29 protein-coding genes, 1 tRNA gene, 1 other RNA gene and 1 pseudogene are annotated in these 25,381 nt (G+C 65.9%); 19 read left to right on the forward strand and 13 right to left on the reverse strand.

From position 1 onward, the window contains the following. The first annotated feature begins 34 nt into the window (after nucleotides 1-34). The 4 genes and pseudogenes from A6E15_RS10870 to A6E15_RS10885 all read left to right on the forward strand — a co-directional run. A complete protein-coding gene (locus A6E15_RS10870) occupies nucleotides 35-466 on the forward strand; it encodes a hypothetical protein (RefSeq protein WP_076146162.1) in 432 nt (143 codons plus the stop codon). Between the two features lie 10 nt (nucleotides 467-476). After that, nucleotides 477-605 (forward strand): hypothetical protein, encoded by a 129-nt coding sequence (locus A6E15_RS21690; RefSeq protein ID WP_277612921.1) that lies wholly within the window; start codon nucleotides 477-479, stop codon nucleotides 603-605. Between the two features lie 107 nt (nucleotides 606-712). Beyond that, on the forward strand, nucleotides 713-1,654 hold the full coding sequence (locus tag A6E15_RS10875) for a hypothetical protein (RefSeq protein WP_139326589.1): 942 nt from the start codon (nucleotides 713-715) through the stop codon (nucleotides 1,652-1,654). 286 nt (nucleotides 1,655-1,940) lie between these two features. After that, nucleotides 1,941-2,321: pseudogene (locus A6E15_RS10885) on the forward strand (hypothetical protein); the annotation flags it as partial. A 273-nt stretch (nucleotides 2,322-2,594) separates the two neighbouring features. Here A6E15_RS10885 and A6E15_RS10890 read toward each other — a convergent pair. After that, nucleotides 2,595-2,849 carry a DUF7692 domain-containing protein gene (locus tag A6E15_RS10890; protein WP_076146165.1) on the reverse strand — a complete coding sequence of 85 codons (255 nt, stop codon included), beginning with the start codon at nucleotides 2,847-2,849 and terminating at the stop codon, nucleotides 2,595-2,597. Nucleotides 2,850-3,185: 336 nt separating this feature from the next. Next, a tRNA-Arg gene (locus A6E15_RS10895) sits at nucleotides 3,186-3,260 on the reverse strand. Between the two features lie 149 nt (nucleotides 3,261-3,409). Here A6E15_RS10895 and A6E15_RS10900 point away from each other — a divergent pair. The 4 genes from A6E15_RS10900 (at nucleotide 3,410) to A6E15_RS10915 (ending at nucleotide 5,984) form a co-directional block, all read left to right on the forward strand. After that, complete coding sequence (locus tag A6E15_RS10900) at nucleotides 3,410-3,592, forward strand: DUF7511 domain-containing protein (protein WP_076146166.1); 183 nt, start codon at nucleotides 3,410-3,412, stop codon at nucleotides 3,590-3,592. 133 nt (nucleotides 3,593-3,725) lie between these two features. Then, a complete protein-coding gene (locus A6E15_RS10905; RefSeq protein ID WP_076146167.1) occupies nucleotides 3,726-4,580 on the forward strand; it encodes a geranylgeranylglycerol-phosphate geranylgeranyltransferase in 855 nt (284 codons plus the stop codon). Between the two features lie 226 nt (nucleotides 4,581-4,806). Further along, nucleotides 4,807-5,439 (forward strand): RAD55 family ATPase, encoded by a 633-nt coding sequence (locus A6E15_RS10910; protein WP_076146169.1) that lies wholly within the window; start codon nucleotides 4,807-4,809, stop codon nucleotides 5,437-5,439. 134 nt (nucleotides 5,440-5,573) lie between these two features. Then, nucleotides 5,574-5,984, forward strand: a complete 411-nt coding sequence (locus A6E15_RS10915) for a CoA-binding protein (RefSeq protein WP_076146170.1) — start codon at nucleotides 5,574-5,576, stop codon at nucleotides 5,982-5,984. 208 nt (nucleotides 5,985-6,192) lie between these two features. On the opposite strand, the gene A6E15_RS10920 is transcribed toward A6E15_RS10915, so the two are convergent. From A6E15_RS10920 to nadE, 3 genes are all read right to left on the reverse strand, one after another. Continuing rightward, nucleotides 6,193-7,173 carry a PLP-dependent cysteine synthase family protein gene (locus tag A6E15_RS10920; RefSeq protein ID WP_076148308.1) on the reverse strand — a complete coding sequence of 327 codons (981 nt, stop codon included), beginning with the start codon at nucleotides 7,171-7,173 and terminating at the stop codon, nucleotides 6,193-6,195. Between the two features lie 91 nt (nucleotides 7,174-7,264). Next, a complete protein-coding gene (locus A6E15_RS10925; protein ID WP_076146171.1) occupies nucleotides 7,265-7,600 on the reverse strand; it encodes a DUF5798 family protein in 336 nt (111 codons plus the stop codon). Nucleotides 7,601-7,754: 154 nt separating this feature from the next. Next, nucleotides 7,755-8,606, reverse strand: a complete 852-nt coding sequence (nadE, locus tag A6E15_RS10930; RefSeq protein WP_076146172.1) for an NAD(+) synthase — start codon at nucleotides 8,604-8,606, stop codon at nucleotides 7,755-7,757. 379 nt (nucleotides 8,607-8,985) lie between these two features. Here nadE and ffs point away from each other — a divergent pair. Together ffs and A6E15_RS10940 are read left to right on the forward strand one after the other, a co-directional pair. After that, nucleotides 8,986-9,297: signal recognition particle sRNA (gene ffs / locus A6E15_RS10935), an RNA gene on the forward strand. 297 nt (nucleotides 9,298-9,594) lie between these two features. Further along, nucleotides 9,595-10,386 carry a LolA family protein gene (locus A6E15_RS10940; RefSeq protein ID WP_076146173.1) on the forward strand — a complete coding sequence of 264 codons (792 nt, stop codon included), beginning with the start codon at nucleotides 9,595-9,597 and terminating at the stop codon, nucleotides 10,384-10,386. Nucleotides 10,387-10,389: 3 nt separating this feature from the next. Here A6E15_RS10940 and A6E15_RS10945 read toward each other — a convergent pair whose 3' ends face one another. From A6E15_RS10945 to A6E15_RS10955, 3 genes are all read right to left on the reverse strand, one after another. Beyond that, nucleotides 10,390-11,319, reverse strand: a complete 930-nt coding sequence (locus tag A6E15_RS10945; RefSeq protein WP_076146174.1) for a mechanosensitive ion channel family protein — start codon at nucleotides 11,317-11,319, stop codon at nucleotides 10,390-10,392. Next, the gene (locus A6E15_RS10950; RefSeq protein ID WP_076146176.1) at nucleotides 11,316-11,564 is read right to left on the reverse strand and encodes a YhbY family RNA-binding protein; all 249 of its coding nucleotides are present in this window, start codon (nucleotides 11,562-11,564) and stop codon (nucleotides 11,316-11,318) included. The genes A6E15_RS10945 and A6E15_RS10950 overlap by 4 nt, the downstream gene beginning before the upstream one ends. A gap of 87 nt (nucleotides 11,565-11,651) precedes the next feature. Next, nucleotides 11,652-11,930, reverse strand: coding sequence for a ribonuclease P protein component 4 (locus A6E15_RS10955; RefSeq protein WP_076148310.1), 279 nt, complete (start codon nucleotides 11,928-11,930; stop codon nucleotides 11,652-11,654). Nucleotides 11,931-12,129: 199 nt separating this feature from the next. Between A6E15_RS10955 and A6E15_RS10960 the strand changes: the two genes are divergently transcribed. From A6E15_RS10960 to A6E15_RS10970, 3 genes are all read left to right on the forward strand, one after another. After that, a complete protein-coding gene (locus A6E15_RS10960; protein WP_175607243.1) occupies nucleotides 12,130-13,929 on the forward strand; it encodes an ABC transporter substrate-binding protein in 1,800 nt (599 codons plus the stop codon). Nucleotides 13,930-13,934: 5 nt separating this feature from the next. Beyond that, nucleotides 13,935-14,798, forward strand: a complete 864-nt coding sequence (locus A6E15_RS10965) for a phosphatase PAP2 family protein (protein WP_076146178.1) — start codon at nucleotides 13,935-13,937, stop codon at nucleotides 14,796-14,798. 96 nt (nucleotides 14,799-14,894) lie between these two features. Continuing rightward, nucleotides 14,895-16,667, forward strand: a complete 1,773-nt coding sequence (locus A6E15_RS10970) for an ABC transporter substrate-binding protein (protein ID WP_076146179.1) — start codon at nucleotides 14,895-14,897, stop codon at nucleotides 16,665-16,667. 51 nt (nucleotides 16,668-16,718) lie between these two features. Here A6E15_RS10970 and A6E15_RS10975 read toward each other — a convergent pair whose 3' ends face one another. Then, nucleotides 16,719-17,099 carry a hypothetical protein gene (locus A6E15_RS10975; RefSeq protein ID WP_076146181.1) on the reverse strand — a complete coding sequence of 127 codons (381 nt, stop codon included), beginning with the start codon at nucleotides 17,097-17,099 and terminating at the stop codon, nucleotides 16,719-16,721. A gap of 202 nt (nucleotides 17,100-17,301) precedes the next feature. After that, nucleotides 17,302-18,063 (reverse strand): DUF2797 domain-containing protein, encoded by a 762-nt coding sequence (locus A6E15_RS10980; protein ID WP_076146182.1) that lies wholly within the window; start codon nucleotides 18,061-18,063, stop codon nucleotides 17,302-17,304. Nucleotides 18,064-18,166: 103 nt separating this feature from the next. Between A6E15_RS10980 and A6E15_RS20965 the strand changes: the two genes are divergently transcribed. The 5 genes from A6E15_RS20965 to A6E15_RS11000 all read left to right on the forward strand — a co-directional run bounded on the left by A6E15_RS20965 (nucleotide 18,167) and on the right by A6E15_RS11000 (nucleotide 22,440). Next, nucleotides 18,167-18,313 carry a hypothetical protein gene (locus A6E15_RS20965; RefSeq protein ID WP_175607244.1) on the forward strand — a complete coding sequence of 49 codons (147 nt, stop codon included), beginning with the start codon at nucleotides 18,167-18,169 and terminating at the stop codon, nucleotides 18,311-18,313. A gap of 2 nt (nucleotides 18,314-18,315) precedes the next feature. Beyond that, nucleotides 18,316-19,815 (forward strand): glycosyl hydrolase family 28-related protein, encoded by a 1,500-nt coding sequence (locus A6E15_RS10985; RefSeq protein ID WP_076146183.1) that lies wholly within the window; start codon nucleotides 18,316-18,318, stop codon nucleotides 19,813-19,815. 76 nt (nucleotides 19,816-19,891) lie between these two features. Next, nucleotides 19,892-20,236: a BsuPI-related putative proteinase inhibitor gene (locus A6E15_RS10990; protein WP_076146184.1), complete on the forward strand. Its 345-nt coding sequence runs from the start codon at nucleotides 19,892-19,894 to the stop codon at nucleotides 20,234-20,236. A gap of 154 nt (nucleotides 20,237-20,390) precedes the next feature. Then, a complete protein-coding gene (locus A6E15_RS10995) occupies nucleotides 20,391-21,290 on the forward strand; it encodes a CbiX/SirB N-terminal domain-containing protein (RefSeq protein WP_076146186.1) in 900 nt (299 codons plus the stop codon). A gap of 1 nt (nucleotide 21,291) precedes the next feature. Continuing rightward, nucleotides 21,292-22,440: a DR2241 family protein gene (locus tag A6E15_RS11000; RefSeq protein ID WP_076146187.1), complete on the forward strand. Its 1,149-nt coding sequence runs from the start codon at nucleotides 21,292-21,294 to the stop codon at nucleotides 22,438-22,440. 15 nt (nucleotides 22,441-22,455) lie between these two features. Here the strand turns inward: A6E15_RS11000 and A6E15_RS11005 are convergent, their stop codons facing one another. From A6E15_RS11005 to A6E15_RS11015, 3 genes are all read right to left on the reverse strand, one after another. Further along, nucleotides 22,456-23,040, reverse strand: a complete 585-nt coding sequence (locus A6E15_RS11005) for a DUF7524 family protein (protein WP_076146189.1) — start codon at nucleotides 23,038-23,040, stop codon at nucleotides 22,456-22,458. Nucleotides 23,041-23,052: 12 nt separating this feature from the next. Next, nucleotides 23,053-23,247: a methytransferase partner Trm112 gene (locus A6E15_RS11010; protein ID WP_006181936.1), complete on the reverse strand. Its 195-nt coding sequence runs from the start codon at nucleotides 23,245-23,247 to the stop codon at nucleotides 23,053-23,055. Nucleotides 23,248-23,325: 78 nt separating this feature from the next. Beyond that, nucleotides 23,326-24,690 carry an adenylosuccinate synthase gene (locus tag A6E15_RS11015; RefSeq protein ID WP_076146190.1) on the reverse strand — a complete coding sequence of 455 codons (1,365 nt, stop codon included), beginning with the start codon at nucleotides 24,688-24,690 and terminating at the stop codon, nucleotides 23,326-23,328. Between the two features lie 244 nt (nucleotides 24,691-24,934). Between A6E15_RS11015 and A6E15_RS11020 the strand changes: the two genes are divergently transcribed. Beyond that, a complete protein-coding gene (locus A6E15_RS11020; protein WP_006181938.1) occupies nucleotides 24,935-25,240 on the forward strand; it encodes a hypothetical protein in 306 nt (101 codons plus the stop codon). Nucleotides 25,241-25,381 lie beyond the last annotated feature (141 nt).

Genomic DNA, 25,381 nt, shown 5'->3' on the forward strand with positions numbered 1-25,381 from the left:
GGTTTTTCGGAGAGGCGGGTTGCCGACCGAGCGTATGGCTCTTAGCCTACCACAGAAGTACGTCCCCGACACCGTGCGTCGGGAGGACGGGATCGACCTGACAGACAGCGTTCTCGCGCCGATTTTCGTGCTGGCCTCGTTCGCGATCGGCGCGGTCGGCTCCCTCGAGTTCAGCGAGCCGCTGAACTTCGCGCTGACCGACGCGCTCTACAGCGCCCACGGCACCGAGGTCACCTACGCGTTCATTATCTCGATGGGGGTCTTGCTCATCGGCTGGCTCACGAACGAAAACACGCCAGAGGACTACACGGACGTTGAGACGGTCGTGATGCTGCTGGCCGTGATCCTGAACGTTCTCGGCGCGCTCGTGCCCGCTGTCGCCGTGACCCTCGAGTCGATGTGGTACGTCGGCTGGTTCACGGTGTTCCTGAACGGCGCAGCATTCTACCTGATCGCCTACAAGTGAGGTCCCTCAAATGAACGAAACTGGCAGCGACGACCCTCGGATCGTTCTCGAGGGCTTCGCGGACGGCTCGGAGACGGATCGGATTCTGAGTACGCTCGAGGCCGCCGGGATTCGGCGAGAGGCTATCCATGTCGAGTAGCCCACCGCGCGTTCACGGTGCTGCTCGCGTTCCTCCTGGTCGGCTCGATAGTCGCACCGATCGGGGCAGCGGAACCGGCAGCGGCCCAGAGCGAAAGCGAGGGCTGCATGTACGACGCCGTCGACTGGTGGGTTTTCTCCTGTACGAAACAGGCGTCGACCGAATACGTCGATACTGAGCAAACGGCCAAAGAGACGAAAGTCGATCTCCACGTCCAAGGCCAGGGAATCTGGGAGGACTGGGTGAGCCTCGAGACGGACATTAACAACTATCTCGAGGACTCCGAGTCCATCGCTTCCCTCGAGGCCAAGCACGCAATCGCCGAAGCCTACGAAAACAACAAATCGGCAACGGTGGCCGACACTGCTGCTCAAGAGGCGATTCAGGACTACTATTCGACTCGGCAAGCCAAGATGCTCGAGGACTGGTCCCGCCAACAGGCACAGCTCTCGTACATCGGCAACGTCTCCGAGAACGATTCGGAGATTTCGAACACGTACGTCGGCCGCGTGATGCACGAGGTTAGCAGCGGGGGCGGAATCGGGCAGACGCCCCGTCCTGCTGGTGGGACTGGGACTGTCGAGGCAACGCTGATTAACGGCAGTGCCTACGAGTACGAGTCTGCGAACATCGAATTCGCCATTTCCTCGTCCACTGGTGGAGACAACTTCTGGTTCGGATACAACCCGAAAATCGACCAGTTGAACGACGAGGGAGACATCGTGATCGGTGAGAACACCGAGAACGTCTATAACGTCGACCGTGGCAAAAGCGGTCGGACCTCTTTTAGCGGGGCTTCTCTGTCCTCTCAAACGTGGATTAACCGGGCCTACAACGATGCCCCGCCGAGTCTGCACAGTCAGATGGTATTTGACGAGGAGCGCTGGCATACCCAATGGGTTGCGCTTCAGGAGCAGGCGGCTACCATGCAGGAGAACTATCCCTCTGGGTTCGCCTCTGACGTGTACGCTAAGCACGATTCCGGCGAACTGACCACTGACGAGCTTCGGTCCGTCGAGGGGATGGCCCGATCTCTCCGGGGACTCTAACGTAACGAGCGACCGCTTCCAGCAAGCAAACGTCGCTCTGCTGAGTCTTGACCGTCCTATGGACGGCGATACCTCGTCGATGGTCGTCCAGTACGACGGCGCGACCTCGAGCGGGGCGTGTTCTCGAGACAGACCCTCGGGTTGATCGGCGTCGCGATCGCCGTCGCGGTGTTCGCGCTCGGACAAGGCGCGTGGTCGGTTGCGGTCCTGTCGCTCCTACTCGCCGGGTTCTTCACCTACGGCCCCGCTCGGGCGGATCGTCGCTGGCGAGACGACCGGAGGGACCGTGAACCGCTCGAAGCGCGCGAACCACTTCGGGACGGCCGTCGAGAAGCGAATGGCTGAGAAGCGCCGGTTCGACCTCGAGCGGGCGAGCTGGCACGACGCCCGGTTCGGCAACGGGACTCCCGTCGAGATCAAATCGACGATGCACGAACACGCGGACGGCCAGCCCGGCAACCGGAAGGTCTACCGCGAGTACCACGAGAAACTCCTGCGTCACGACGGCTGGTACTGTTTCGCCGTCTACCGGCCCCACGGCCGCTCGGGTTGCACGATCCTCCGGGACAAGATGGTCCGTTCGAGTGATCTCCCGCTACTCCGGTGGCACGGGGGCGGTGATCACCGCGGGACTGAACAAGCGAAGATTTCGATCGACTCGATCTTTTCGGAGAGAGTGTCTAACCGGCACCGTTTGCTTGTTTCTAATTCGGATGGCCAACAGGGCTATTGTCGTCTAACTTGAAGTCACGGACGGCGAGGCACGATTCAGTCGTTCCCGACAGAATCCGCCGACTCCGAGACAAGCGGCACCTCGCCGATGAGATCGTTCCGACGCCAATGGCCACATTGACAGCGATCTCAGAACCCACCGATTGATTCCCACCATCGAAAGGGGGCTCAAACGCTGGCTCCCGCCAGCGTTTCTCGAGGGACTGATTCACTCTGTAGTGACGACGATCTCGTCTTCGATATCGAACGTCATCGCTCGCGTCGACAGCGTCTCGGCGATCTCCCGCCGCTGCTCGAGCGTGAGGTCCTCGCGCTCGAGGACCTCGCGGGCGGCCTGGACGAACGTCGGTACGTCGTCGCAGGCGCTGACGACCGCTTTCGTCTTGTTGCAGTCGTAGAAGTCAACTGCCCGCTCAATCGCGTCCCGTCGGTACGCGTAGTCGCCGTCGGTTCTGATTCGCATGCTCGTACACACGACCCCCGAAATCCTAGTTCGCTCTTGCGTAGCACATTGTTGATGGAGAGCCGTCTTGCGCTTCTGCGGGGAATTGAGCGAGGATAGTATCTGGTCGATAGGCGATCAAACGGCCGGTTTCTGTTCCAACCCTTCTTTGGAGAGTTGTATCAACAATCTCCGACGGAAGAGCGTATGTGCCCGCGCTGTCATTCAAATGCAAGCGAATCGCATGACACCGGCGACCCCCGTTCCGAAACGTGATGAAATCAAAACGGCCGAAGAGGGGTTCCTTTATAAGCGCCGTACCGCCGTCTGCCAAATGTTGCCCGTCACGCAGAATGATGGGCGCTGCAGGATTTGAACCCGCGGCAGCTTGGTCCGAAGCCAAGTACTCTGTCCAGGCTGAGCTAAGCGCCCGCACGAGTTCATTTCCGACGTGTCCATATAAGTCACTCGATTCGAACTAGTTTCGATAGACACCGCCACGCTCGCCGCTCGAGAATTTTCAGTCGGTGACAATCAGCTGCGGGGGTCTTTGTTTTGTAGCTGCAACGGCTACGTGTGTCATGAGCGAGACCGAAGCCCCCGTCCCAGACGAGGTCGAATCCGGCGCGACGCCCCTCGAGTTGCTCTCGGACGACGTGGGGAACTGGACTGCCGTACCGGCCGACGCGAGCGGTGACGATCGGGTGAGTAAATGGCTCGAGGTCGAGGCCGACGTACTCTGTGATCTCGAGGAGTGGCGCTGAGACGCCGGCCGACCGAGACGACGCCTTCTTCGCCGTCGTGGATCATGCAAGCGACGCGCATAGTCGTATCCGAGCGGAGCCGTTCTGGGCCCGGACCGGACCGTTTAACCAGCCCGCATGACCACTCGAGCGTATGACTGTCGGTGAGACGGGTCGCGGGTTGCTCGAGTTGACGCGGCCGGTGAACGTAATCGCGGCGAGCGCCCTGACGTTCATCGGGGCCTTCGTCGCGGGCGGCGTGACCGAGGAGCCGCTCGCGGTCGCTGCGGCGGTCGTGGCCACGGGGCTGGCGGTCGGGGCGGGAAACGCGATCAACGACTACTTCGATCGGGAGATCGACCGGATCAATCAGCCGGAGCGGGCGATCCCCCGGGGTGCGGTGAGTGCTCCCGGGGCGCTCGCCTTTAGCGTCTTCCTCTTCGCCGGCGCAGTCGCGCTTGCGGTGACGCTTCCCCCGGCGGCGATCGGCATCGCGGGCGTCAACCTTCTCGCGTTGGTCGCGTACACCGAGTTCTTCAAGGGGCTGCCCGGCCTCGGGAACGCGCTCGTCGCGTATCTCGTCGGCAGCACGTTCCTTTTTGGGGCCGCGGCGGTCGGCGAGATCGCGCCGGCAGTGATCCTCTTCGTGCTGGCGGCGATCGCCACGCTGACTCGGGAGATCATCAAGGACGTCGAGGACATCGAAGGGGACCGCGAGGAAGGGTTGAACACGCTTCCGATCGCGATCGGGGAGCGGAAGGCATTGATCGTCGCCGCCGTCCTGCTGGTCGTCGCCGTCGTCGCCAGCCCGGTTCCGTTCCTCCGTGGCAACTTCGGCGTCGCGTACCTGCTCGTCGTCGCGCCGGCCGACGCCGTCATGTTACTCGCCGCCTACGAAAGTTTCGCGGACCCGACGACCGGCCAGTCGCGGCTGAAGTACGGGATGTTCCTGGCCGCGTTGGCGTTTATTATCGGTCGAGCAGCCCTCGAGGTCACTCTGTTGGTGTAGGACACGCATCGCACACACGGGGCGACTGATTGGAGCCAGCTCACCCAGCGAGTGGGGACCGAACCGTCGCCCCCTCCTTCGTTCCGCGCTCGGAGACCGTACGAGACGCCAGCTACGTTATCAAAAGTACTATAAGCCGCTTCGCGTATCTTCATACCACACGCCGGCAGTCGGAGTGGGCTGTGGTACCAGCTCGTCGTTACGGCGATGGATGTGAGCATTCCGTATGTATGACCTCGCAGATGTCCTTCCGGACGTCGAAATCGATCCGGGGACGAACGTACTCGTCGCGGGCCCGCCACTGACGGGGAAACGGCGGATCGCCTTCGATATCCTCGCGAGCGGTGCGGCCCGTGGTGACGGCTCGATCGTCGTCACCACCAAAGACAGTGCCGACAAGGTCCTCGAGAGCCTCGACGACCACGTCGGCGAGGGCGTCGAACCGGATATCGGCGTCGTCGACTGTGTCACCAAACAACGGGGTATCGGGACGATCGACGACGACCCGCGGATCAAGTACGCCTCCTCCCCGGTCGACATGACCGGCATCGGGATCAAGCTCTCGGAGTTCCTCCAGGAGTTCTACGAGACCCGCGGGCTGACCCAGAATCGCGTTCTCTTGCACTCGGTGTCGACGCTGCTGATGTACTCCGATCTCCAGACGGTCTTTCGGTTCCTCCACGTCTTCACGGGCCGGATCCAGAGCGCCGACGCCATGGGCGTCTACGTCATCGACTCGACGGCCCACGACGACCAGACCATGAACACGCTCAAACAGCTGTTCGACGCCGTCGTCGAACTCGAGGAGACGGCCGACGACGAGGAGCCCGAGATCCGGACCGCCGGTTTCTCGGGGTAACTGGCTCCAAACACCCGGCTCCGTTCGCGTCCGCTGGGCCCGTTCTTCCGCGACAGTCGCACGACCCGAGTCCGATCGTTCCCTAATCGAGCGACCCGAAACGTTTCAGCGGGGAGCGCATATACTCGGGTCGCATGCCAGTCGACACCGCAGCGGAGATCGAGGAGATTCTGGAGTACGACACCATCGCCGTCGTCGGCTGCTCGAGTACGCCCGGCAAGGCAGCCCACGACGTGCCGAAGTACCTGCTGGATCACGGCTACGACGTGATCCCGGTCAATCCTTACGCCGAGGAAATCTTCGGCCGCGAGGTCTACGACTCGGTAGCCGATGTCGAGAAAGAGATCGACGTCGTCTGTATCTTTCGGCCCAGCGAGGAGGTGGGCGGGATCGTCGACACAGCCCTCGAGCGCGATGACGTCGACGTCATCTGGACCCAGCAGGGGATCCGCGACGACGAGGCAGCGGCCCGCGCGGAGACGGCGGGTCGGGCCGTCGTACAGGACCGGTGTATGAAGGTCCAGCACCGCCGGCTCGTCGCCTGAGCTGGCGACTCAGGAGATTCCTTACGAGGCCGTCGTCGATGCAGTTCGAAGGTCCGCGAGCGCGTCCTCGAGCGTCGTGTGCATGCGGTCGTCGACGACTGACTCGAGGTGTTCGAGTCGGATCCTCGACCAGGGCGGTCGTCGACCGGGACGCGTCGGGATCGCTATCGAACAGGACGACCGGAAGCGTCGCGATGGCGGCGTCTAGCTACGACGTCCAGTCCTCGAACGACCGATAGATGCCCTTCGAGAGGTAGCGCTCGCTCGAGTCCGGGAAGATCGTGACGACGGTCTCGTGGGGGACGTCGAGGTCACCGTCAGCGATCCGGTCGGCGACCTGCTTCGAGGCCACGCTCGCGGCGCCCGCGCTCGAGGCGGCCAGATGGCCCTCCTCGCGGGCGAGGCGGACGAGTTCGTCGTGGGCGTCGCGGTCCGAGACGGCGCTGACGGCGTCGACCAGTTCGGGATCGAACAGTTCGTTAGTGGCGGTGTCGTGTGTGCCAATCCCCTCGATTTTGTACTCGTCTTCCTCGCGTTCGTCGCCGAGGAGTTCGCCGTAGACCGAGCCATCGGGTTCGACCGCGACGACGTGCGTCTGGGGGTCCTGCTCGAGCGCGTAGCGGGCGATCCCCATGAGCGTCCCCGCCGTTCCGCAACCGGCGACGACGGCACCGACTCGTCCCTCGAGCGCGTCGTAGATCTCGGGGGCGGTCGTCTCGTAGTGAGCTTCGGCGTTCAGCGGGTTCGAGAACTGCTGTGGGACGACGGCGCCCTCGAGTTCGTCGGCCAGTCGCCGTGCCCGGGCGATGGCACCGTCCATGCCGTCCTCGGTCGGCGTGTTGATGACCTCCGCGCCGAGCGCGGCCATCAACTGTTGTTTCTCCACGCTGAACCGCTCCGGGACGACGAAGACCGCCTCGAGCCCCAGCTGTTCTGCCGCGATCGCCAGCCCGATCCCGGTGTTGCCGGCCGTCGGTTCGACGATCGTCCCGCCGGCGGGAACGTCGCCGCGCTCGAGCATTCGCTCGAGCATGTACTTCCCGATGCGGTCCTTGATGCTGGCTCCGGGGTTGAACGACTCGAGTTTGGCGTAGATCGGCACCGACGCGGGGCCGTCCTGTAGCCGGACGAGCGGCGTTCGCCCGATCGTCTCGAGGATCGAGTCGACCGGCTCCTCGTGGGTCGTCATCGTACTGGCAAAAGTCGCCCCCATGGTTAGCTCTTGTCCCGAAAGTAGCCGTCTCGGACCGAAGGGCGGAGGAGCCGAACTCGCGTCGGCGTTATTGGCTCGCCGTTTCGCCGGCGGTCGCCTCCTCGTTGGCCGCCGCCGAGTCGGCGTCGTCCGTCACCGCTTCCTCGTCTTCGAGTTCGGCCTCGTCGATGGCCGCCTCCGCGAGGATCTCCTCGCCGTCGATCCCTTGCTCCTCGGCGATCGCGAGCAAGAGCGCTCGCTGTTCGGTGAGCTGGTGGTCCATGCGCGTGACCGTGTCGTGAGTCTCGTCCAGTTCCTCCTCGAGTCCGGTGATCCGGTCCTGAAGCTTCTGTACCTGCTTGTACATCGCTTCGGCTCGATCCGAGAGGCCCTGAATCTTCTTTGCAGTGCTGCCGAGTCCCATGGACGAACGGTGTGTCGGAGCGCTAATGGGTCTTTTCCTCCCGCCGGCGCCAGATATATTTGGTACCAAGACTCGGCATACGACAGATTTGGGCCGGCGGCTTCGACGGGGTCTTCGAGGGGGCGCGAGACCGAGGTCGAGTGACCGGTCGCCGTCAGGTCGCCGCGGACGGTCGTGTCGGCCGACGGCGCTTGTGACGCGTCCGCTCGACCCACGCTTCGAGTCGCTCGACGGTCTCGGCCTCGACGCCGGTCCGGTCGGCGACGGTCGGCACGTCGACGCCCTCGTCGATCCTGCGACGGAGGATCCGATCGACGGTTTCGGGATCGATCTCGAGTGCCGTCGCCGGCGATTCGCCGGGATGTAACGGCGAGCCCGACGTTTCGACCGTCAGGTCCTCGGGAATCCCGACGGCTCGAGCGAGCGCCTCGAGTTCGGTCCGGTAGAGACCGGCGAAGGGGAGGCAGTCGGCGCCCGTTTCGCCGTGTTTGGCGACCGACCCGAGGAGGTACTGCGTGCGGTTGATCGGGCTCGCGACGAGCGCGTTCGTCGCGTTCGCGACGTAGTAGGCACAGGTCATCCGGAGCCGCGACAGGGCGTTGTTGGTCGCGACCGGGTCGTCGGCCGGCCCGGACGACCCCCCGATGGTTTCCTGAAACGCCGCCAGGACCGGCTGGAGCTGCAGGCGACTGTGATCGATCCCCAGCGACGTCGCGACCGCCTCCGCGTTGCGGGAGGTCGCCTCGTGGCTCAGAAACGCCGGCATCACGAGCCCCGTTACGCGGTCCGCTCCCGCCGCGTCGACGGCGAAGGTCGCGGTCAGCGCCGTCTCGACGCCGCCGTCGAGCGGCACGACGAACCCGTCCGCGCCGGCGTCGACCAGCACGCGCTCGAGAAACGCCGGCAGCCGGTCACGGAGCCGCGACAGCGCGTCGTCGGTCGTCGCGAGGCCGTCGGGGCCGCGGGGCAGGTCCGCGAGCGGAGACTGGAAGCCGGACACCGTCATGGAACTCCGGGTGCGACGACCGGTCGGGACACGCTCGAGCGGCGGCGATCGATACCTCCACGGCGCTCTCCCGACCGCGGGCCGGCCGCCGATCGGCCGTCGGTCGGACGGCAGGACTGGGATTTCATCGTTCACTCGAGTGTGAGTATTCGCACGATATAACGCTATCTTGGCACATCATTACCCAGTTGAAAGCCATTTGTGGTGTTCGAGTGAATATATATGGTGAAAGGAAGCCTGAACTCGAGGGAACACCACCGTCGATTCCGAAAACCGGTTCCCGACCGGTCGGAACTTCTGGGGCGTGCGTGACGAGGCCGCCGCCACGGGACTCGAGCGATGGAGACGAAAGGCCCTTAAGTTCTCACTTCCTACACGGAAGTGGACTAGGTCGGGCAGTTTGGCCCTGCTCGTTACCCGCGCTATGGTCATTAGCGGGGACCGAACGCCGCGGGCGTCCGGTCAGACCGACCGGGGCCCCGGGAGCCAACATGGAAGCCTCGTCCGTCGGGGACAGCGGTCCACGATGGCCGTCCGCAGGGACGACCCATCGTGGTTAGCCGGCGACAGCCCATCAGGCGCGGAAGCGAGCAGTGGACCGCCGGACACCTGTCGCTCGCCGGGTCGCGGGGTGGAGAAGGCAACCGGGATTCCCCCGGTCGGAACGCCGGGCAATCGCGGTCGTCCACCATTCATACGCAACGAAATTTTACCGAAGGCGCGGCGAAGCCGCGCCTGCAGAGTAAAATTTCGATCAAAAGCACTCCTCCGTCCGTTCCGTTCGCGCTGCTCACTTCACGTCAGTCGTCGGCCCGCTCGCGCCTCCGGCGCTCGCGGTCGTACCGGGTAGCCGCCTGCCCTCCCCCGGGTCGGACGGCTCTCACTGTCGTTCGAGCCGTCCTCCCGGCCGTTTCCCGACGAGGGTCGTTCGTTTCGAGCCGACGACGGAAGAGTAACAATTACTACTACTGTCCGAGTGACTCCGATAATGACAGATCGTCGACTCGGCGTCCTGCTCGTCGTTCTGGCCGTCGGACTCCTACTGGCCGGCTGCGTGGCGCTCGAGGACCCCGAAAGCGATGCCGACGACCCGGACCCCGAAGCGATCTTCGAGGGTGCGTACGTCCACAGCGAGGACCTCGAGGACCTCCGGGGCGTGCGACGGGTCGAAATGACCGACGGGAACCGAACCGTGACGGAAGTCCTCCGGATCGAGAGACGACCCTACGTCGACGAGCGAAGCGAAGTCGTCGAGGCCTCCGACCCGGTCGTCGTCGGGAACAGGTACGTGTCGAACGCCACCGACAACTGGTACTACTATCCCGACGCGGACGTCGCTCAGCACTTCGAGACTGACGGACAGTTCGATAGCGAGGCGGTCCGGTCGAGTCGGGCCGAGACGGCGGCAAACATCAGCAGCCACTACGACCTCGAGTACCGAGGCACCGACCGGATCGCGGACCGAGAGGCCCACGTCCTCGCCGTCGAGGCGAAAAACGAGACCGTCGAACGCGACGTGTCCCTGATCGTCGGCGACACCGAGTTCGTCTACCCGCTGGAGACGAGCGACCCGACGGACGAGATCGACGTCGTCGAGCAGCGCCTCTGGATCGATACGGCGTACGACTACCCGCTGAAAGAGCGACTGGTGTACGAAACCCCGAGCGGCGACCGCTACGAGCTGCGCATGGAGTACGAGTCGATCGCGTTCAACGTCGGTCTCGAGGACGATCGGTTCGCGTTCGAACCGTCCGAAAACACGACCGTCGAGGAGTGGTAACCGCTATTCCGCGGGCTGTACGATGCTCCGTCCGTCGTCGCTCTCGAAGCGGAGTCCGCCCTCGAGGGTGCGGACGGGGTAGGGGATGTCGATGCCCTCCTCGTCGAAGCGGCGTTTGACGGCGGTAACGTACTCCCCGCGAGTCCGGACGAAGTCGGCCCGCGACGGGTTCGAGATCCAGAACCGCGACTGGAGACCGACGTCGGAGTCGCCCAGTTCCGTCAGTCGAACGGAGGGCGCGGGATCGTCGATGATGTCGGGGTGGCGTTCGGCCTCCTCGACGATGATCTCGGTCGCCCGCTCGATGTCGTCGTCGTACCCGATCCCGAAGACGAACTTCAGGCGGAGCTTGTCGGCGTCGACGGGGTTCTTGAGGACGCCGTCGGTCAGCGCCGAGTTGGGGACGGTAAGCAGTTCGTTATCGAACGTTCGCACGCGGGTGACTCGGAGGCTGATGTCCTCGACGACGCCGGAGTAGGTCCCGTCGTCCCACTCGATCCAGTCGCCGATCCGGAACGGCTTGTCGGTGTAGATGAACACGCCCGCGACGAAGTTCGAGATCACGTCCTGCATCGCCAGCCCGATCGCGAGCGCGCCGGCCGCGGCGATGCCGGCCATCGACACCAGGAAGTTCCCGAAGCCGGCGAAGCCGAATGCGACCGCGAACGCGAGGAAGGCGACCCCGAACCGCGTGAGCATCAACAGCGGGTTCTTGGCGTGTTCGTCCAGTTCGCGCCGGTCGAGCGCGCGACCGACCAGGGGGATGAAAACGAGTCGCCCGACGAGCCAGATCGCCGCAAGCGCGACGACGAACCGAATCGCGCTCTCGGCGACACCGGCCTGGGCCGCCGTGAGCCCCGCGCCCTCGAGCGCCTCGCCGATCACGCCCAGGACGATCCCGGGCGACGACACGCCGACTGCACCGCCGGTCATCGGTACAGCACCGCGGTATGACCGCGCGTCTCGACGAGATCGGCGCTGACGCGGTCCGCGAGGTCGGCGGCCTTCTCCGCGGTCGAACCCCCGGCACGGGCCGCGCGCAGGAACTTCACCTTCACGAGGTCTCTATCGTCCAGTTGGTCGTTGAGTTCGTCGACGACGGCGTCGACACCGCTCTTGCCGACCCAGACGGTGACGTCGAGATCGTGTGCGCGGCGTTTGCGTTCTGCTGTATCCATGGCCCCGTGTAACGAAGCGAGCCGTTTCAATCTTCGCGATTCGGATTCGGAATCGGGTCGCGCCCGCGCGAGCGCGTCGACACCGGGTCACTCCTCGTAGGGATATCTGGCGTGGGCACCGCAGTCACAGGTGATAACCACGTGGCCGTCCTGTAGCCTGACGCGGGCGTTGGTCCCCGGCCGGAGATAGGCGTCACACCGGTCGCAGGTAAACCGGCGGAACCGCCGCGGGAGTGAGAGTCGGTTGCGCTCCGCGACGCGCCGGGCGAGTCGGACGTAGTTCCGAGCGCGGTCGTCCTCGCCGTCCGCGGCCGCCGCTCGAGCGAGGTCGTGGAGGCGCTCGATCCGCTCGGCCGCGATGTCCATACGCGTGTGTTCGTCGGTCGACGTATCCATGTTGCGCTCCGGAACGGTCGGTCGGTGTCGTGTTCCCTGCGAACGCGACACAAGCCCTTGGCGACGGCGAATGTACCGTCGATTGAAAAGATTCTTTACCCGTCCACGTATTCGACAGTAGTACGCAGTACTGTTATATATCGCAGACAAAGAGGTGCAAGCAAACGGAATGAATTGGTCCCCATCTTCGCCCGACGACGGCGTTAGCAGGCGCTCGTTTCTGGCCGCCGGCGCGGCCGGTGCTGCAGTGACGACGAGCGGCTGTATCGACAGCGTCCGAAACGTCGTCGAACAGGCGGGAGACAACCAGTTGACGCTCTCGATCGCGACGCTGCCGGCCGACGCCGACCGGCAAAACGTCCAGATCGCTCGTCGGCTCGAGGCGAACCTCGAGGCCGCCGGCGTCGACGTCTCGCTGGACATGCGTTCGCCATCGGAGCTACTGAAAGCCGTCCTGATCGACCACGAGTTCGATCTCTACGTCGGCCGCCACCCAGCCGACTACGACCCGGACTTCCTCTACGACGCCCTCCACTCCACGTTCGCCCACGAACGAGGATGGCAGAACCCCTTCGGGTTCGCCAACATGTATTTCGACACCCTCCTCGAGGAACAGCGTCGACTCGACGGCGAGCAACGAAAGCAACGTCTCGGGTCGGTCCTACACGGCCTGGCTCAAGAGAAACCGTTCGAACCGATCTGTTTCCCCGACGAGCGCCGCGTCGCGCGGACCGACGAGTTCGAGGGCTGGGACGAGGGCACGCTCCCGACCCGACACGGCTATCTCGGGCTCGAGGGTGACGACCGGCTCCATGCCCTCGTAACCGACAGTCGCGTGACGCAGAACCTCAACCCCCTCTCGGCGACGGCACGAGGGCGGGAGACGACGATCGATCTGCTCTATGACTCGCTGTTGAGCGAGCGCAACGGCGAACTCGTCCCCTGGCTCGCCGAGTCGGTCGAGTGGTCCTCGACGCGGAACGACGACACGAACGGCGAGCAAAGCGACGCGAACGTCGACGGCGAGCGACGGACCGTCTCGATCACGCTCCGAGAGGACTGTCGGTTTCACGACGGCGAGCCACTGACCGCGTCCGACGTGGCCTTCACCTACCGGTTCCTCGAGGACACGTCGCTCGGACGTGCGCCCGACTCGCCGGCCCCGAGGTATCGAGGGCAAGTCGAGATGGTCGAATCGATCGAGGCCGAAGACGACCGTCGGCTGACGATCTCCCTGCGGGGCGAAACGCCGGCCGGGCGACGGGCACTGACCGTGCCGATCCTCCCCAAACACGTGTGGCAGGAACTGATCGATCAACGGGCGGCAAACGGCGAGTTCTCCGCGCCACAGGGCCGATGGGTGGCCGTCACCGGGGATCATATCCCGCCGGTCGGGAGCGGCCCCTACCGGTTCGAGAGCCACACCGAGGACGACCAGCTGATTCTCGGCCAGTACGAGGATCACTTCACGCTGCGGGAGGACGTCGACCTCGGCGAGCCGGTCCCCGGCGGGATCCGGTTCACCGTTGATCCCGGAAGTACGTCGTCAATCAGGCGGGTCGACGACGGGGGTGCGGATCTGACGGCCTCGATGCTCAACGCACACTCGCTCGGAGCCATCCCCGACACCCCGGACGTCCGCCAGCTGTCTTCCCCTCACCGGATCTTCTATTACGTCGGCTTTAACGTCCGCAACGCCCCGCTCAGTAATCCCCATTTCCGTCGGGCGATCACGCAACTGATCGACAAGGAGACGATCGTCGACGAGGTCTTCTACGATCACGCGACGCCGACCGCGACGCCGGTGACCGACGACTGGGTCCCGGCGACCCTCGAGTGGAGCGGCGAAGATCCGGTGACGCCGTTCGTCGGCTCGAACGGTCGTCTCAATGTCGAGGCCGCGAAATCGGCCTTCGAGACGGCCGGCTTCCGATACGATGATAACGGACGATTGCTTGGAGGCTACTAACAGCGATGCTCGCCGAGGTGCTGACACAGGTCGCCCTCGTTATCGGGATCTTGCTCCCGATCTCGGTCCTCGTCTTTATCGGCCGTGATCGCCTCGTTCGGACTCGAGCCGAGTGGCGTGACCGCCTGCGGACGAACGGACCGGTCATCGCCGTGTTGCTCGTCGTGTTGTTAATAAACCGCGTCGCCAGACAGGCGGGTCCGAAGCTCTCCCGAGAGATCGGGATCCATCTGACCGCGACGTTTTACAACGTCGAAGGGGAGTTCATCCTCCTGTTCAAGTCGGTCGAGACGCCGGAGCTGACGGCGTACTTCGCGTCCGTCTACGTCTTCGGCTACACGTTCCTGCTGATCTTTCCGGTCATCGCGTATTTCATGCTCTCGGACACGCGGATCTTTCGACGGCTGTTGGCAGCCTACGCCCTCAACTACGCGATCGGGCTCGTCCTGTACATCCTCATCATCGCGTACGGCCCGCGGAACGTGATGCCGGCCGAACTCACCGAGCGGATGCTGTACGACACGAACCCCCAGTACCAGTATCTCACCCGCGAGGTAAACGCCAACACCAACGTCTTCCCGTCGCTGCACACCTCGCTGTCGGCGACCGTCGCGGCGTTCGCGTCGATGACGCGTTCGGAGTACCCCAAGTGGTTCCCCATCGCGGTCGTGTTGGCCGCGAGCGTCGCGATCTCGACGATGTATCTCGGGATCCACTGGGGGATCGACGTCGCCGCTGGACTCGTCCTCGCGGCAGCCTGCGTCGTCCTCTCGGACAAACTGGTCGACCGCTGGTCACTGTCCGACCTGTTCGAGGAGCGTCTCGAGGGGCTCAGCGACCGACTGCCCTGGCTGTATCGGGAGGAGTGACAACCGGCGGCCGGCGAAGCCGTCCGGCGATCGCCGGCCGTTGACTGAGCGCAATACTGTTATATCGTGGCTCTGCAACTATGGTAGACGAACGAAATGAACGGAGGACCAGCCGCACCGAACCGAACGGGCCCGAGTGACGGCGGCTCGAGCATCAGCCGGCGGAGCGCTCTGGCGGCGGCGGCCGGACTGACGGTCTCGACCAGCGGCTGCATTCGGCAAGCCCGGGACATTCTCGTGCCGAACAACATCCAGCAGCTCTCGCTGACGATCACGACCCTCCCCGCGGACAGCGACAGACAGAGCATCCGGCTCTCCCGGGAGTTGGCCGACGTCTTCGGGACGGTCGGCATCGACGTCTCGTTCGATATCCGGTCCCCGGTCGATTTCCGCCGGACGGTGTTGTACGATCACGAGTTCGACGTCTGGATCGCCGAACATCCGGGCGGCACCGATCCGGACTTCCTCTACGAGGCGTTGCACTCGGTCTATACCGACGAATCCGGCTGGCAGAACCCCTTCGGGTACACCAACCTGACCGTCGACGACTCCCTCGAGACCCAGCGCCAACTCGAGGGCGAGAAGCGCCGCGAGGCCGTCACGGACGTCCTCGAGCAGGTCGCGATCGAGCAGCCGTTCGTTCCGATCTGCATCCCGGACCAGCACCGCGCGGTCAGAACCGATCGGTTCGACTGGGACGAGCGCGCGCTCGCGACCCCACAGGGCTATCTCGGAATCGATCCGGCACCGGACGTCTCGACGCTGCGGGCCACGCATACCGATTCCCGGCCGACGTCGAACCTCAATCCGCTCGCAGTCGACTATCGAGGGGAGGATCCGTTCGTCGATCTGTTGTACGATTCGCTGGCGACCGAGACCGCCGACGGCGAGATCGAGCCCTGGTTCGCCCGCTCGTGGGAGTGGGACGCCGGGACGATCGACGTGCGACTCCGGACCGATTGTCCGTTCCACGACGGCGAGCCGATGACGGCCGAAGATATCGCCTTTACGTATCGGTTCCTCGCGAATACGCGCCTCGACGACTCCGAGGCCGCCGCTCCCGCGCCCCGCTACCGCGGGCTGGTCGAGGCCGTCGACTCGATCGAGGTCGTCCACCGCGATCGCGTCGAGTTGCGGATCGACGCCGGCCGGCCGGTGGGCGAGCGGGCGCTGTTGGTTCCGATCCTCCCCGCCCACGTCTGGCGCGAGCGGGCCGGCGGCGCGAACGGCGCGGGGGGTGCGACCATCGCACAGAGGACCGCGGAAGCGGTCGCGACGGAGAACGTCCCGCCGATCGGGAGCGGCCCGTTCCAGTTCGCGGAGCGGACCGAAGGCGAGGGACTCACGCTCGAGCGGTTCGACGGCCACTTCACGCTGCGATCGGGCGTCGATCTCCCGGCACCGACCGTCGACGAACTGACCGTCAGGGTCGATCCGCCCGGGGCGGCCGCCCAGCGGGTCGTCGACGACACCGCCGACGTGACGACCTCGCCCCTCGAGGCGAACGTCGTCGCCGGCGTCGATCAGTCCGGCAGTACCCGCGTCCTCGAGTCGCCGTCGTGGTCGTTCTACTGTCTCGGGTTCAACGCGCGGGACGCGCCGTTTAGCAACCCCCGGTTCCGCCGCGTCATCGCGCAGTTGATCGACAAGGAGTGGTTGGTCGACGAGGTGTTCCACGGCCACGCGCGGCCCGTCGCCACGCCGGTGACCGAGGAGTGGACCCCCGAGAGCCTCGAGTGGAACGGTACCGATCCCGAAACGCCGTTTCTCGGAACGGACGGCGAGGTCGACGAGGACGCGGTCGAGGTGGCCTTCGAATCGGCCGGCTTCCGCTACGACGATCGCGGCCGGCTCCGAGTCAGACAGTAGCGCCGAAGCCGGGGCTGTCGGGAACGGAAAACGGCGAAAACGGAGCGAGCGTTACTGGTCTTCGAGCGCGTCGGCGATCCGCTTGAGCGCGCGGGTCTGGTCGCGCAGTTCGTCGCGCATCTGTCGGACTTCGCGGACGAGTTCCTCGTTGCTTTCGTCCTGTCCGCTGCCGCCGGGACCGCCCGGACCGGGACCGCCGGGGCCGCCGCCCATCATGCCGCCCATCATCTGTGCGAACGGGTTGCCGCCACCCATACCACCGGGACCGCCGGGGCCGCCACCGCCGCCGAACGGGCTCTCGGGGGGCTCGCCCTCGCCCTCTCCTTCTTCGGCGCGCTTCTCGCGGATCTCTTCGACTCGCTCTCGGAAGGATTTCTCCTCGCTTTCCTCACCGGCGTCGCCGTCGTCGGGTGCTTCGTTGTCGTCCGTCATACCCTCGGATTCTGGTGCGGCGGGGAAAAGGGTTGCCATGTCTCGGATGCGGCCGCCGATCATCGCTCGCCGCGACCCGGATCCGGCGGGTAGCCTCGCCGCCACTATACTATAGTAGCCGCTGAAAGTCATTGCACACCTGATCGCACGACTGCTTCGCGATCAGTGTGTAGATCGCTTCAGTGGCTACTATAGGTCGCCGTCAGGTGCCAAACGAGCCGAGCGACGACTGCAGCGACCGGTCGGTCCGCCTCGCCTCGAGGTCGTGGCCGACGAGATCGCGCATGTCGACGGCGTAGGTCGTCCCGCCGGTCCGCACCACGAGCAGTCGGCCCTTGACGCCGACGACGGTCCCCGAGGCGATCGTCTCGCGAACCGGCCGGGCGTCGGGGTCGATACCGTAGTCGAACCGGTACCGATCGATGACGTCGAACTCGGCGAGGACGGCCTCCCAGCCGGCCTCGTCGACGGTCGCGGCGAGCGAGGCGACCTTCGCCGGCGTCCGGACGCGGTCGACCAGCCGCTCGGCGATCTCGGCCTCGAGTTCGCGCGCGATGCGGCCGTTCGAGACGGTGTGGACGTGGGCCCCCCGGTCGGCTCCCTGTTCGCGCAGCCGGGTCTCGAGCCGCCGATGTTTGGTGACGCCGACCTTGAACGTGTCCGGGGCGAATGCGGCGATGTAGACGGCGTGGTCCTCGTCACAGTCCATCTCGTCTTTCAGGCAGGTGCCGGTACAGCGGGCACAGACCCACGTGCTGGTGTGGTACTCGCAGTGGGGCGTCGACGGCCGATCGCAGGCGACGTGGGTCCCCGACTCGTCGATCGTGCCGGCACAGTGGCGGTCCCCGAGCGAGTACGCGAGGTCGTCGCCGGCCGCGAGCGAGCGGGCGTCGATTTCCCCGCCGCCGTCGCTGACCAGCAGCGCCGATCCCCGGCCGCTCGGTTCGTAGCCGACCAGTTGCACGCGTCCGGGTTGGGACCGGGCGCAAATAGACGTAGCGCTCCCGTCCGACGGACGGCGAGGCCCGACCCGTGGCCTATATGTCGGCTCGAGAGAACCCGCCCGTATGGATCGGTCGGAACTGCGGCGGCGGGACCTCCTCGCCGCGGCGTCGGGCGGCTGCGTGGTACTTGCGGGCTGTACGGACGGTGGACTGCTCAGTAAGTCGCCGGCGTACGGCGAGTCGTACGGACGAAACTACGGGGGCGAGTGAACGTGGCCGACGAAACCCCGCGGCTCGGACTGGGAACGTACGAGCCCGGCGAGGAGTGGGACCACACCGACACTGTCGAGGCGGTCGATCGCCACGCCATCGTCCGCGGGCCGATCGCCGATCGACCCGAAGCGGGCGAGTACGACGACGAACTCTACCACGCCACCGATCAGGGGATCACCTGGCGGTGGGACGAGGCCGACGGGGACTGGGTCTACTTCGGCGGTCGGGGGAGCGCCGAGCGGCCGGTCCCCGGGACGAGTCACTTCGAGGCGGCGACGATGACCCGCGCCAGCACCGCGGAGTCGCCCGTCTGGAACGTCGAGGCTCACGGGATCGAGGGCGACGGCGAAACCGAAGTCGGAGCGGCCGTTCACGACCTCCTCGAGACGGTCCACGAGGCCGGCGGCGGGATCGTCTACTTCCCGCCGGGTCGCTACCTCCTCGAGCGGACGCCGCTGATCGGCGACGACACGATCCTGCAGGGCGCGGGTCGAGCGACGGTCCTCGAGGGACCCCGTCCCGAGGGCGAGGAGGGGCGAGCACTGCTCTCGAACAGGGGCTTCGACGCGACGGGGTACGACGGCGCGTCGAACTGGGGCGTTCGCGATCTCCGGATCGACGCGCCGGAATCGACGGGGATCATGCCGGCCCACGCCGAGAACGTCCGGCTGGAAGGGATCTACGGCGACCGGATCCACTACCACCACGTCGACGTCGTCTCCGCGAAGAACGTCACCGTGGACGGCTACTGGGCGACCCGCGGCGGCGAGGGCGGCTCCGACGCGCCGGTCCAGTTCGACAACCAGAACGAGGGAACCGGTGTGAACGGCGTGTGGGACGGGAAGCGGGAGTCGCTGGTCACCGACGACGGGACCCCGACGCGGAACTGTACGCTCACGAACTTCGAGATCGATCCGACGAACGGTCCCGAGTACGGCGTTCACCTCCACCGGGACGGCACCGAGTCGATCACGATCGAGAACGGGTACATCACCGGCTGCGGGTATTCGGCCATCAGGGCCGACACCGGCGGGCTGGTCGCGGATTTGACGATCAACGCCGTCTCGTGTATCGACAACGCGCGAGGGATCTCGCTGGGCCACGTCGCGGACGGCCGGCGGGAACTGACGATCAGTAACGTCACGATCAGGACCGACGACGACGCGACGGCCGCCGGCTCGGGGCTGTACGCGGCCGGCTTCGACGGCGCGACCGTCTCGAACGTCGTCGTCGACGGCGAGTTCACGAACGCCGTCGTCTTCGACGACATGGACGATCTGAAGCTACACGGGGTCACCGCGAAGGGAGCCAGAGACCAGTCGTTTCGCTTCAGGGAGGGCGTCGACGCGACGCTGACGACCGCCCGTGCGGCAGACTGCGGGACCGCGGCGATCTACTCGGGACCCGACAGCAGCGTCGCCTACGGCGGCGTCACGTTCGAGAACGTCGGTCGCCGCGTCGAGGTCGACGGCCAACTCCGAGAGTGGACCACGTCCTGACTGGGAGGACCCGACGGCGACTCGCGAGCGCTCGAGACGGCCAAGACCTATCCGGGGCGGCCGCAAACAGGGAGCCATGACCCTCGAGGGATCGCTCGAGACGGCGGCGGACGGCTCGAGAGACGCCGTCATGTTCGTGTTCACCGTGACCAACGCGGGCGAGGAGTCGATCGAACTCGACTTCACCGACGCCTGCAAGGCGGAGTTTCTCGTCGTGGACGGCGGCGCGGAGGTCTGGCGGTTCAGCGAGGGGCGAGCCTTCGCGCAGATGCTGAGTTCGGACCGCCTCGATCCCGGCGAGTCGACGACCTACGAGGCGGAGTGGTCCGATCCCGAATCGGGCGAGCACACCGCGATCGCGAAATTACGGGCGCGAGAGCGGACCTGCGAGGCGACGACGACGGTCGCGGTTCCGGACTGAACGGGTGGGGACTCCCGCGAGGCGAAACCGGCGGATCGCGTATTTGCCTTTCTGAAATCAGTTTTAACCGTACCCGAACTCTCTTTCGTTAGACGAAGGGGAACTATTGTGCTTCTCCATAGGGTATAAACCGGCTCCGTCCGAACGGTCGCGCATGCAAGCGCTGGTCATCGCGGCACACGGATCGCACCTGAATCCGGACGCCTCGGACCCCACCTACGCCCACGCGGACACGATCCGCGAGACGGGCGCGTTCGACGAAGTCCGAGAGGCGTTCTGGAAGGAGGAACCCCACTTCCGCGAGGTCATCCGAACGCTCGAGTCCGACGAGGTGTTCGTCGTCCCGCTGTTTATCAGCGAGGGCTACTTCACCGAGCAGGTCATCCCGCGGGAACTCCGGCTCGACGACTGGGACCCCGACAAGTGGGAGTCCGACGGTACCAGCGCCTCCCAGGCCACCCTCGAGGCCGAGGACGTGGGCAAGACGATCCACTACTGCGGGCCGGTCGGGACCCACGACGCGATGACAGACGTGATCGTCCAGCGCGCCGAAACCGCGACGGGCGATCCGGACGTCGGCGACGGGGTCGGCCTCTCGGTCGTCGGCCACGGTACCGACCGCAACGAGAACTCCGCGAAGGCCATCGAGTACCACAGCGACTGCATCGCCGAGCGCGACCGCTTCGACGAGGTGAAGGCGCTGTTCATGGACGAGGAGCCGGAGGTCGACGACGTCACCGATTACTTCGAGAGCGACGACATCGTCGTCGTGCCGCTCTTTATCGCCGACGGCTACCACACGCAGGAGGACATCCCCGAGGACATGGGCCTGACCGAGGACTACCGGCTCGGCTGGGACGTGCCGAGCGAGGTCGACGGCCACCGGATCTGGTACACGGGCGCGGTCGGCACCGAGGACCTGATGGCCGACGTCGTCCTCGAGCGGGCCGCGGACGCCGGGGCCGACATCGGCGACGCCCGCGAGGCGGTCCGTGAGCTTGCCGCCTCGGTCGCGGAGCCGGAACCGAACGCGGGAGCGGGCGCGGGGGACTGACGTGACGGTGGCGACGGACGACCTCGAGGCGCTGGTCGAACGCGCGTCGGCGGGCGTCTCCGTCGACGGGCTCCGCCTCGAGGAGGGCGACGACGGCTATCGACTCGCGACGCCGGCCGACGAGTGGACCGGCCTCACCGAGGACGAACTGCGAGACGCCCTCGAGGCCAACGGCGAGTACGTCACGAACTGGCGCTACTGGCAGGAGACCGTCGGCGGGGCGGGAACCGCCCGCCGCGCGTTCCTCCGATGGTGCGAGCGAGCGCCGCTCGCGGACGCCGAGGACGAGACGGCGAGTGCCCCCTGGACCGGCGACGACGGCCCGGCCGCGCTCGCGGTTCCCGACCGGTACGACGCGCTGCGGGACGGCATCGACCGCGAGTGGGGCCAGCTCGCCATCACCGCCCGCTTCGTCGACGTCGACGACCCCGACGGGGAGCGCGTCTACGACCTCTGGCACGTCGACGACGACGCCGACCTCGCGGACCTGGAGATCCACGACGACCCGCGGGACGCGCGCGAAATCGCGACCTACGACGCTGACGGCCGCTACCGACCGTTAAAGACCGCGCCGACCCTGCCCGGCGGCTGGGCCTTCACCGGGCTCTCCGGGGACGACCTCGTCGAGACGGTCGAGTTTTTCTACCCCGCGACCGTCGCCAACTGGCACCGCGAACTGCGGGGGAACCTCGACGTCGACCACTGGCTCGAGACGGCCGAGCGCCAGACGGGGATCTACGACGTGATCGACGAACTCCCCCGCGAGGCCGTCGCGTGGATGGCCGAAGCCTGCTGTGTCGACTCCCAGTGTCTGCGCCGCCGCGAGTGGGAGTACGAGGCGGGCGACGACCTCGACGCCGACGGCGGCGACGGCCCCTTCCCCTGTCGCGAGCCGTGTTCGCTCGTCGTCGCCGCCGCCCGCAAGTGGACGACACTCGAGTCCGAGGAGGAACACACCTACGAACTCGAGTTGACGACCAGCGAAATCAATCAGCTCACGGAGCTGATCGACGCCGTCGCCGAGGGCCGCACCGACGAGATCCGCGAGGCCGACGTCTACGACGGCGCGAACCGCTACCGGGCGCGGTACCTCCGGGCCAAGCGCTTCGACGACGAGGGAGAACTCGAGGCGACCGAAGTCGACGACTGAGTCCAGTTGTGACCGTTATCGGACGAGTAGCAAGAGCCCGACGGCGACCCCGGCGAGGACGATCACCAGTCCCGCCGCGGTGACGGGACCGCCGATCGTCGCCGCGGTCGCACCGCCGACGCCGATCGCGACCAGCCCCAGCGCGGCGACCGCCAGCGTCGCCGGCTCGAGGCCGCCGACGAGCCGATCGAGGGGCGGGTCGATCTCCGTCGCCTCCGGCTCGGTATCGGCCGGTGCGGCCAGCGAGTCGTCGACGTCGACGGCCGGCGGGCCGGGAACGACGGTGACGGCGATCGCAATCGATTCCGCGCCGTACCCCGTGAGTACCTCGAGAGTTCCCTCGACGGGTCCGTCGATCGCGTCGGCGTCGACGGCGACGGGGACGGTGGTGACGGCGTTCGGTTCGACGTAGTAGTTTCCCTCCTCGAGGGCGGCGATCCGCTCGAGGTCACCGGCGAGTCGACAGTGGACGTGTGCGGGCGCGTCGTGGCCCGCAAGTCGAACGGCGAACGACCCGTCGACCTCGAGGGCGCTCGCGGCCGTCTCGAGGGCGTCTGTGGACTCGCGGTTGACGTGGACGGTGACCTCGGTGTCGGGCATGACTGAGTGGCCCTAGGCCGGGGTCTCCTCGCGCATGTCCGGCGGCAGCAGGTTCGGGATGCCGTCCTCGATGGGGTAGGACTCGCCGCACTCGGTACAGACGAGCGCGCCGTCGACGACCTCCTCGCCGTCGTAGTCGGCGTCCTCGAGTTCCAGGTCGTGTTTGTCGAGCGGACAGCAGAGAATCTCCAGCAGCGACTCCTTCATACTACGTAGGCGAGTCGCCTCCAGCAAAAGGTTTCGGGAACGCCGCGAGCGATTCGAACCCGTTCGGTCGCGGCGGAGCTACTCGTAGGGGTTCTCGACGACGACGGTCTCCTCGCGGCCGGGACCGACGCCGACGGCGTAGACCGGCGCGTCGAGTTCGTCACTGACGTACTCGAGGTAGGTCCGAGCGTTCTCGGGAATCGCCTCGTAGCCGTCCTCGGCGACCGCCGCCCAGTCGACGTCGGGCCAGCCCTCGAAGGTCTTGAACGTGGCCTCACAGCGGCCCCACTGTTCGGTCGTCGGGGGCATCGTGAAGATCTCCTCGCCGTCGAACTCGTAGCTGTGGCCGACTTTGACCTCGTCGAGGCCGGCCAGCACGTCGACGTGGTTGACCGCGAGCCCGGTGAAGCCGTTCGCGCGGGCCGCGTGTCGCAGCATCGGCATGTCGAGCCAGCCGACGCGGCGGGGGCGGCCGGTGACGGTGCCGTACTCCCCGCCCTCGTCGCGGATGTAGGTCGCGAGTTCTTCCTCCTCGGAGCCGGCTCCCTCGTCGGCGTCGTAGTCGGGCGTCTGATCCTCGACGCCGCCGAGTTCGGTCGGGAGCGGACCGGTGCCGACCCGCGAGAGGTAGGCCTTGACGATACCGATGACCTCGCCGTCGCCGACGACGGTCGGACCGAGGCCGGTGCCGACGGTCGCCCCGCCCGCGGTCGGGTTCGAGGAGGTGACGTAGGGGTAGACGCCGTGGTCGATGTCGAGCGACGTTCCCTGCGCGCCCTCGAGCATGACGTTCTCGCCGGCGTCGATGCGCTCCTGCAGGAAGGTACCGCAGTCGACGGTCATCCTCTCTTCGGCGAGACGTTCGCCGTACTCCCGGTAGGTGTCATAGAGGTGGTCGATGTCGAACGCCTCGCCGGTCTCCTTGTCGAAGACTTCCTCGGCGAGGGCCTTCTTCTGGGGAACGACGTACTCGAGGCGTTCGCGCAGCGTGTCGGGATCGAGCAGGTCGCCGATCCGGACGCCGCGCCGACCGGCCTTGTCCTCGTAGGTCGGCCCGATGCCGCGTTTGGTCGTACCGGCGGCCAGGTCCTCCTTTTCCTCCTCCTCGATGCCGTCGAGCGCGCGGTGATAGGGGAGGATAACGTGGGCGCGCTCGGCGACGCGGACGTCCGGATCGAGCCCGCGGTCGCGGAGTTGGTCGATCTCGTCGAACAGCGTCTCGGGGTTGACGACACAGCCGTTGCCGAGGACGCCGATCTTCCCCCGGACTGCACCGGAGGGGACGAGCGACAGTTTGTACTTCTCGCCGTCGTGAACGACGGTATGGCCAGCGTTGTCGCCGCCCTGATAACGGGCGACGACATCGGCGGCGTCGCCGTAGAGATCGACGACGCCACCCTTGCCTTCGTCGCCGAGTTGCGACCCGACGATAGTGACGGTCATAACAGCGGCGGGTTCATGCCGGGCCGATAAACAGATTACGGTATACGGGTCCGTCCGGAAGGTATCAGTATTTATGCGCGCGGCACGAACGACGGGATAACGTGTACCACGACCCGCTCCGTGTCGTGGCGTTGCCCCGATCGGAAGCGTTAACTACTGACAGGAACGAGCAGCGAGTTGAGAGTGGACGGTTCACTGCTCGAGGGCAACCTTTAAAAGGTCCAAAGACAAGTTAACAAATGCCATGATAGACCGACTTGAGAAGGAAGTCGATATGCTGGAACGCCATCTGCAGGTCCTGAAGATGGTCATCGAGAACGAGCCGATCGGCATCGTCAAGATGTCGAACGAGACCGGCTACCCCCACCACAAAGTCCGCTACTCCCTCCGGGTCCTCGAGGAGGAGAACCTGATCGAGCCCTCGAGCCAGGGAGCGATCAAGACCGAGCGCACCGCCGAGTTCGTCGACGAACTCGACGGCAAGATCGACGACATCGTCGACAAGCTCGAAGGCATGAAGATCGAAGACGTCGCGGAGATCGAAGGCTAGATCTCGGTCGGACGCCGCCGCCCGTCCCCGCAACCGGGGCCGACGCGCGCCGACTTTTCATCGCCGTTTTCCCCCGCGCTAGCGGCCGGACGGAACCGTGGTTCATCACTGGCCGGCCGTCGAACGGTCGCCGTCGAAAAC

It is taken from the genome of Natrinema saccharevitans, from assembly GCF_001953745.1.
In the GTDB taxonomy this organism is placed as follows: Archaea; Halobacteriota; Halobacteria; order Halobacteriales; family Natrialbaceae; genus Natrinema; species Natrinema saccharevitans.

Coding starts and splice junctions, on each gene's coding strand:
- A6E15_RS10920 (WP_076148308.1), bottom strand. CDS start 7,173: ATGACGACCCACGAGGAGCCGGTCGACTCGATCCTCGAGACGATCGGG.
- A6E15_RS10965 (WP_076146178.1), top strand. CDS start 13,935: ATGCTCGCCGAGGTGCTGACACAGGTCGCCCTCGTTATCGGGATCTTG.
- A6E15_RS10940 (WP_076146173.1), top strand. CDS start 9,595: ATGACAGATCGTCGACTCGGCGTCCTGCTCGTCGTTCTGGCCGTCGGA.
- A6E15_RS21690 (WP_277612921.1), top strand. CDS start 477: ATGAACGAAACTGGCAGCGACGACCCTCGGATCGTTCTCGAGGGCTTC.
- A6E15_RS10990 (WP_076146184.1), top strand. CDS start 19,892: ATGACCCTCGAGGGATCGCTCGAGACGGCGGCGGACGGCTCGAGAGAC.
- A6E15_RS10955 (WP_076148310.1), bottom strand. CDS start 11,930: ATGGACATCGCGGCCGAGCGGATCGAGCGCCTCCACGACCTCGCTCGA.
- A6E15_RS11020 (WP_006181938.1), top strand. CDS start 24,935: ATGATAGACCGACTTGAGAAGGAAGTCGATATGCTGGAACGCCATCTG.
- A6E15_RS10875 (WP_139326589.1), top strand. CDS start 713: ATGTACGACGCCGTCGACTGGTGGGTTTTCTCCTGTACGAAACAGGCG.
- A6E15_RS10915 (WP_076146170.1), top strand. CDS start 5,574: ATGCCAGTCGACACCGCAGCGGAGATCGAGGAGATTCTGGAGTACGAC.
- A6E15_RS10910 (WP_076146169.1), top strand. CDS start 4,807: ATGTATGACCTCGCAGATGTCCTTCCGGACGTCGAAATCGATCCGGGG.
- A6E15_RS11015 (WP_076146190.1), bottom strand. CDS start 24,690: ATGACCGTCACTATCGTCGGGTCGCAACTCGGCGACGAAGGCAAGGGT.
- A6E15_RS10970 (WP_076146179.1), top strand. CDS start 14,895: ATGAACGGAGGACCAGCCGCACCGAACCGAACGGGCCCGAGTGACGGC.
- A6E15_RS11010 (WP_006181936.1), bottom strand. CDS start 23,247: ATGAAGGAGTCGCTGCTGGAGATTCTCTGCTGTCCGCTCGACAAACAC.
- A6E15_RS10870 (WP_076146162.1), top strand. CDS start 35: ATGGCTCTTAGCCTACCACAGAAGTACGTCCCCGACACCGTGCGTCGG.
- A6E15_RS11005 (WP_076146189.1), bottom strand. CDS start 23,040: ATGCCCGACACCGAGGTCACCGTCCACGTCAACCGCGAGTCCACAGAC.
- A6E15_RS20965 (WP_175607244.1), top strand. CDS start 18,167: ATGGATCGGTCGGAACTGCGGCGGCGGGACCTCCTCGCCGCGGCGTCG.
- A6E15_RS10905 (WP_076146167.1), top strand. CDS start 3,726: ATGACTGTCGGTGAGACGGGTCGCGGGTTGCTCGAGTTGACGCGGCCG.
- A6E15_RS10960 (WP_175607243.1), top strand. CDS start 12,130: ATGAATTGGTCCCCATCTTCGCCCGACGACGGCGTTAGCAGGCGCTCG.
- A6E15_RS10890 (WP_076146165.1), bottom strand. CDS start 2,849: ATGCGAATCAGAACCGACGGCGACTACGCGTACCGACGGGACGCGATT.
- A6E15_RS10995 (WP_076146186.1), top strand. CDS start 20,391: ATGCAAGCGCTGGTCATCGCGGCACACGGATCGCACCTGAATCCGGAC.
- nadE (WP_076146172.1), bottom strand. CDS start 8,606: ATGACGGTGTCCGGCTTCCAGTCTCCGCTCGCGGACCTGCCCCGCGGC.
- A6E15_RS10900 (WP_076146166.1), top strand. CDS start 3,410: ATGAGCGAGACCGAAGCCCCCGTCCCAGACGAGGTCGAATCCGGCGCG.
- A6E15_RS10925 (WP_076146171.1), bottom strand. CDS start 7,600: ATGGGACTCGGCAGCACTGCAAAGAAGATTCAGGGCCTCTCGGATCGA.
- A6E15_RS10975 (WP_076146181.1), bottom strand. CDS start 17,099: ATGACGGACGACAACGAAGCACCCGACGACGGCGACGCCGGTGAGGAA.
- A6E15_RS10950 (WP_076146176.1), bottom strand. CDS start 11,564: ATGGATACAGCAGAACGCAAACGCCGCGCACACGATCTCGACGTCACC.
- A6E15_RS10945 (WP_076146174.1), bottom strand. CDS start 11,319: ATGACCGGCGGTGCAGTCGGCGTGTCGTCGCCCGGGATCGTCCTGGGC.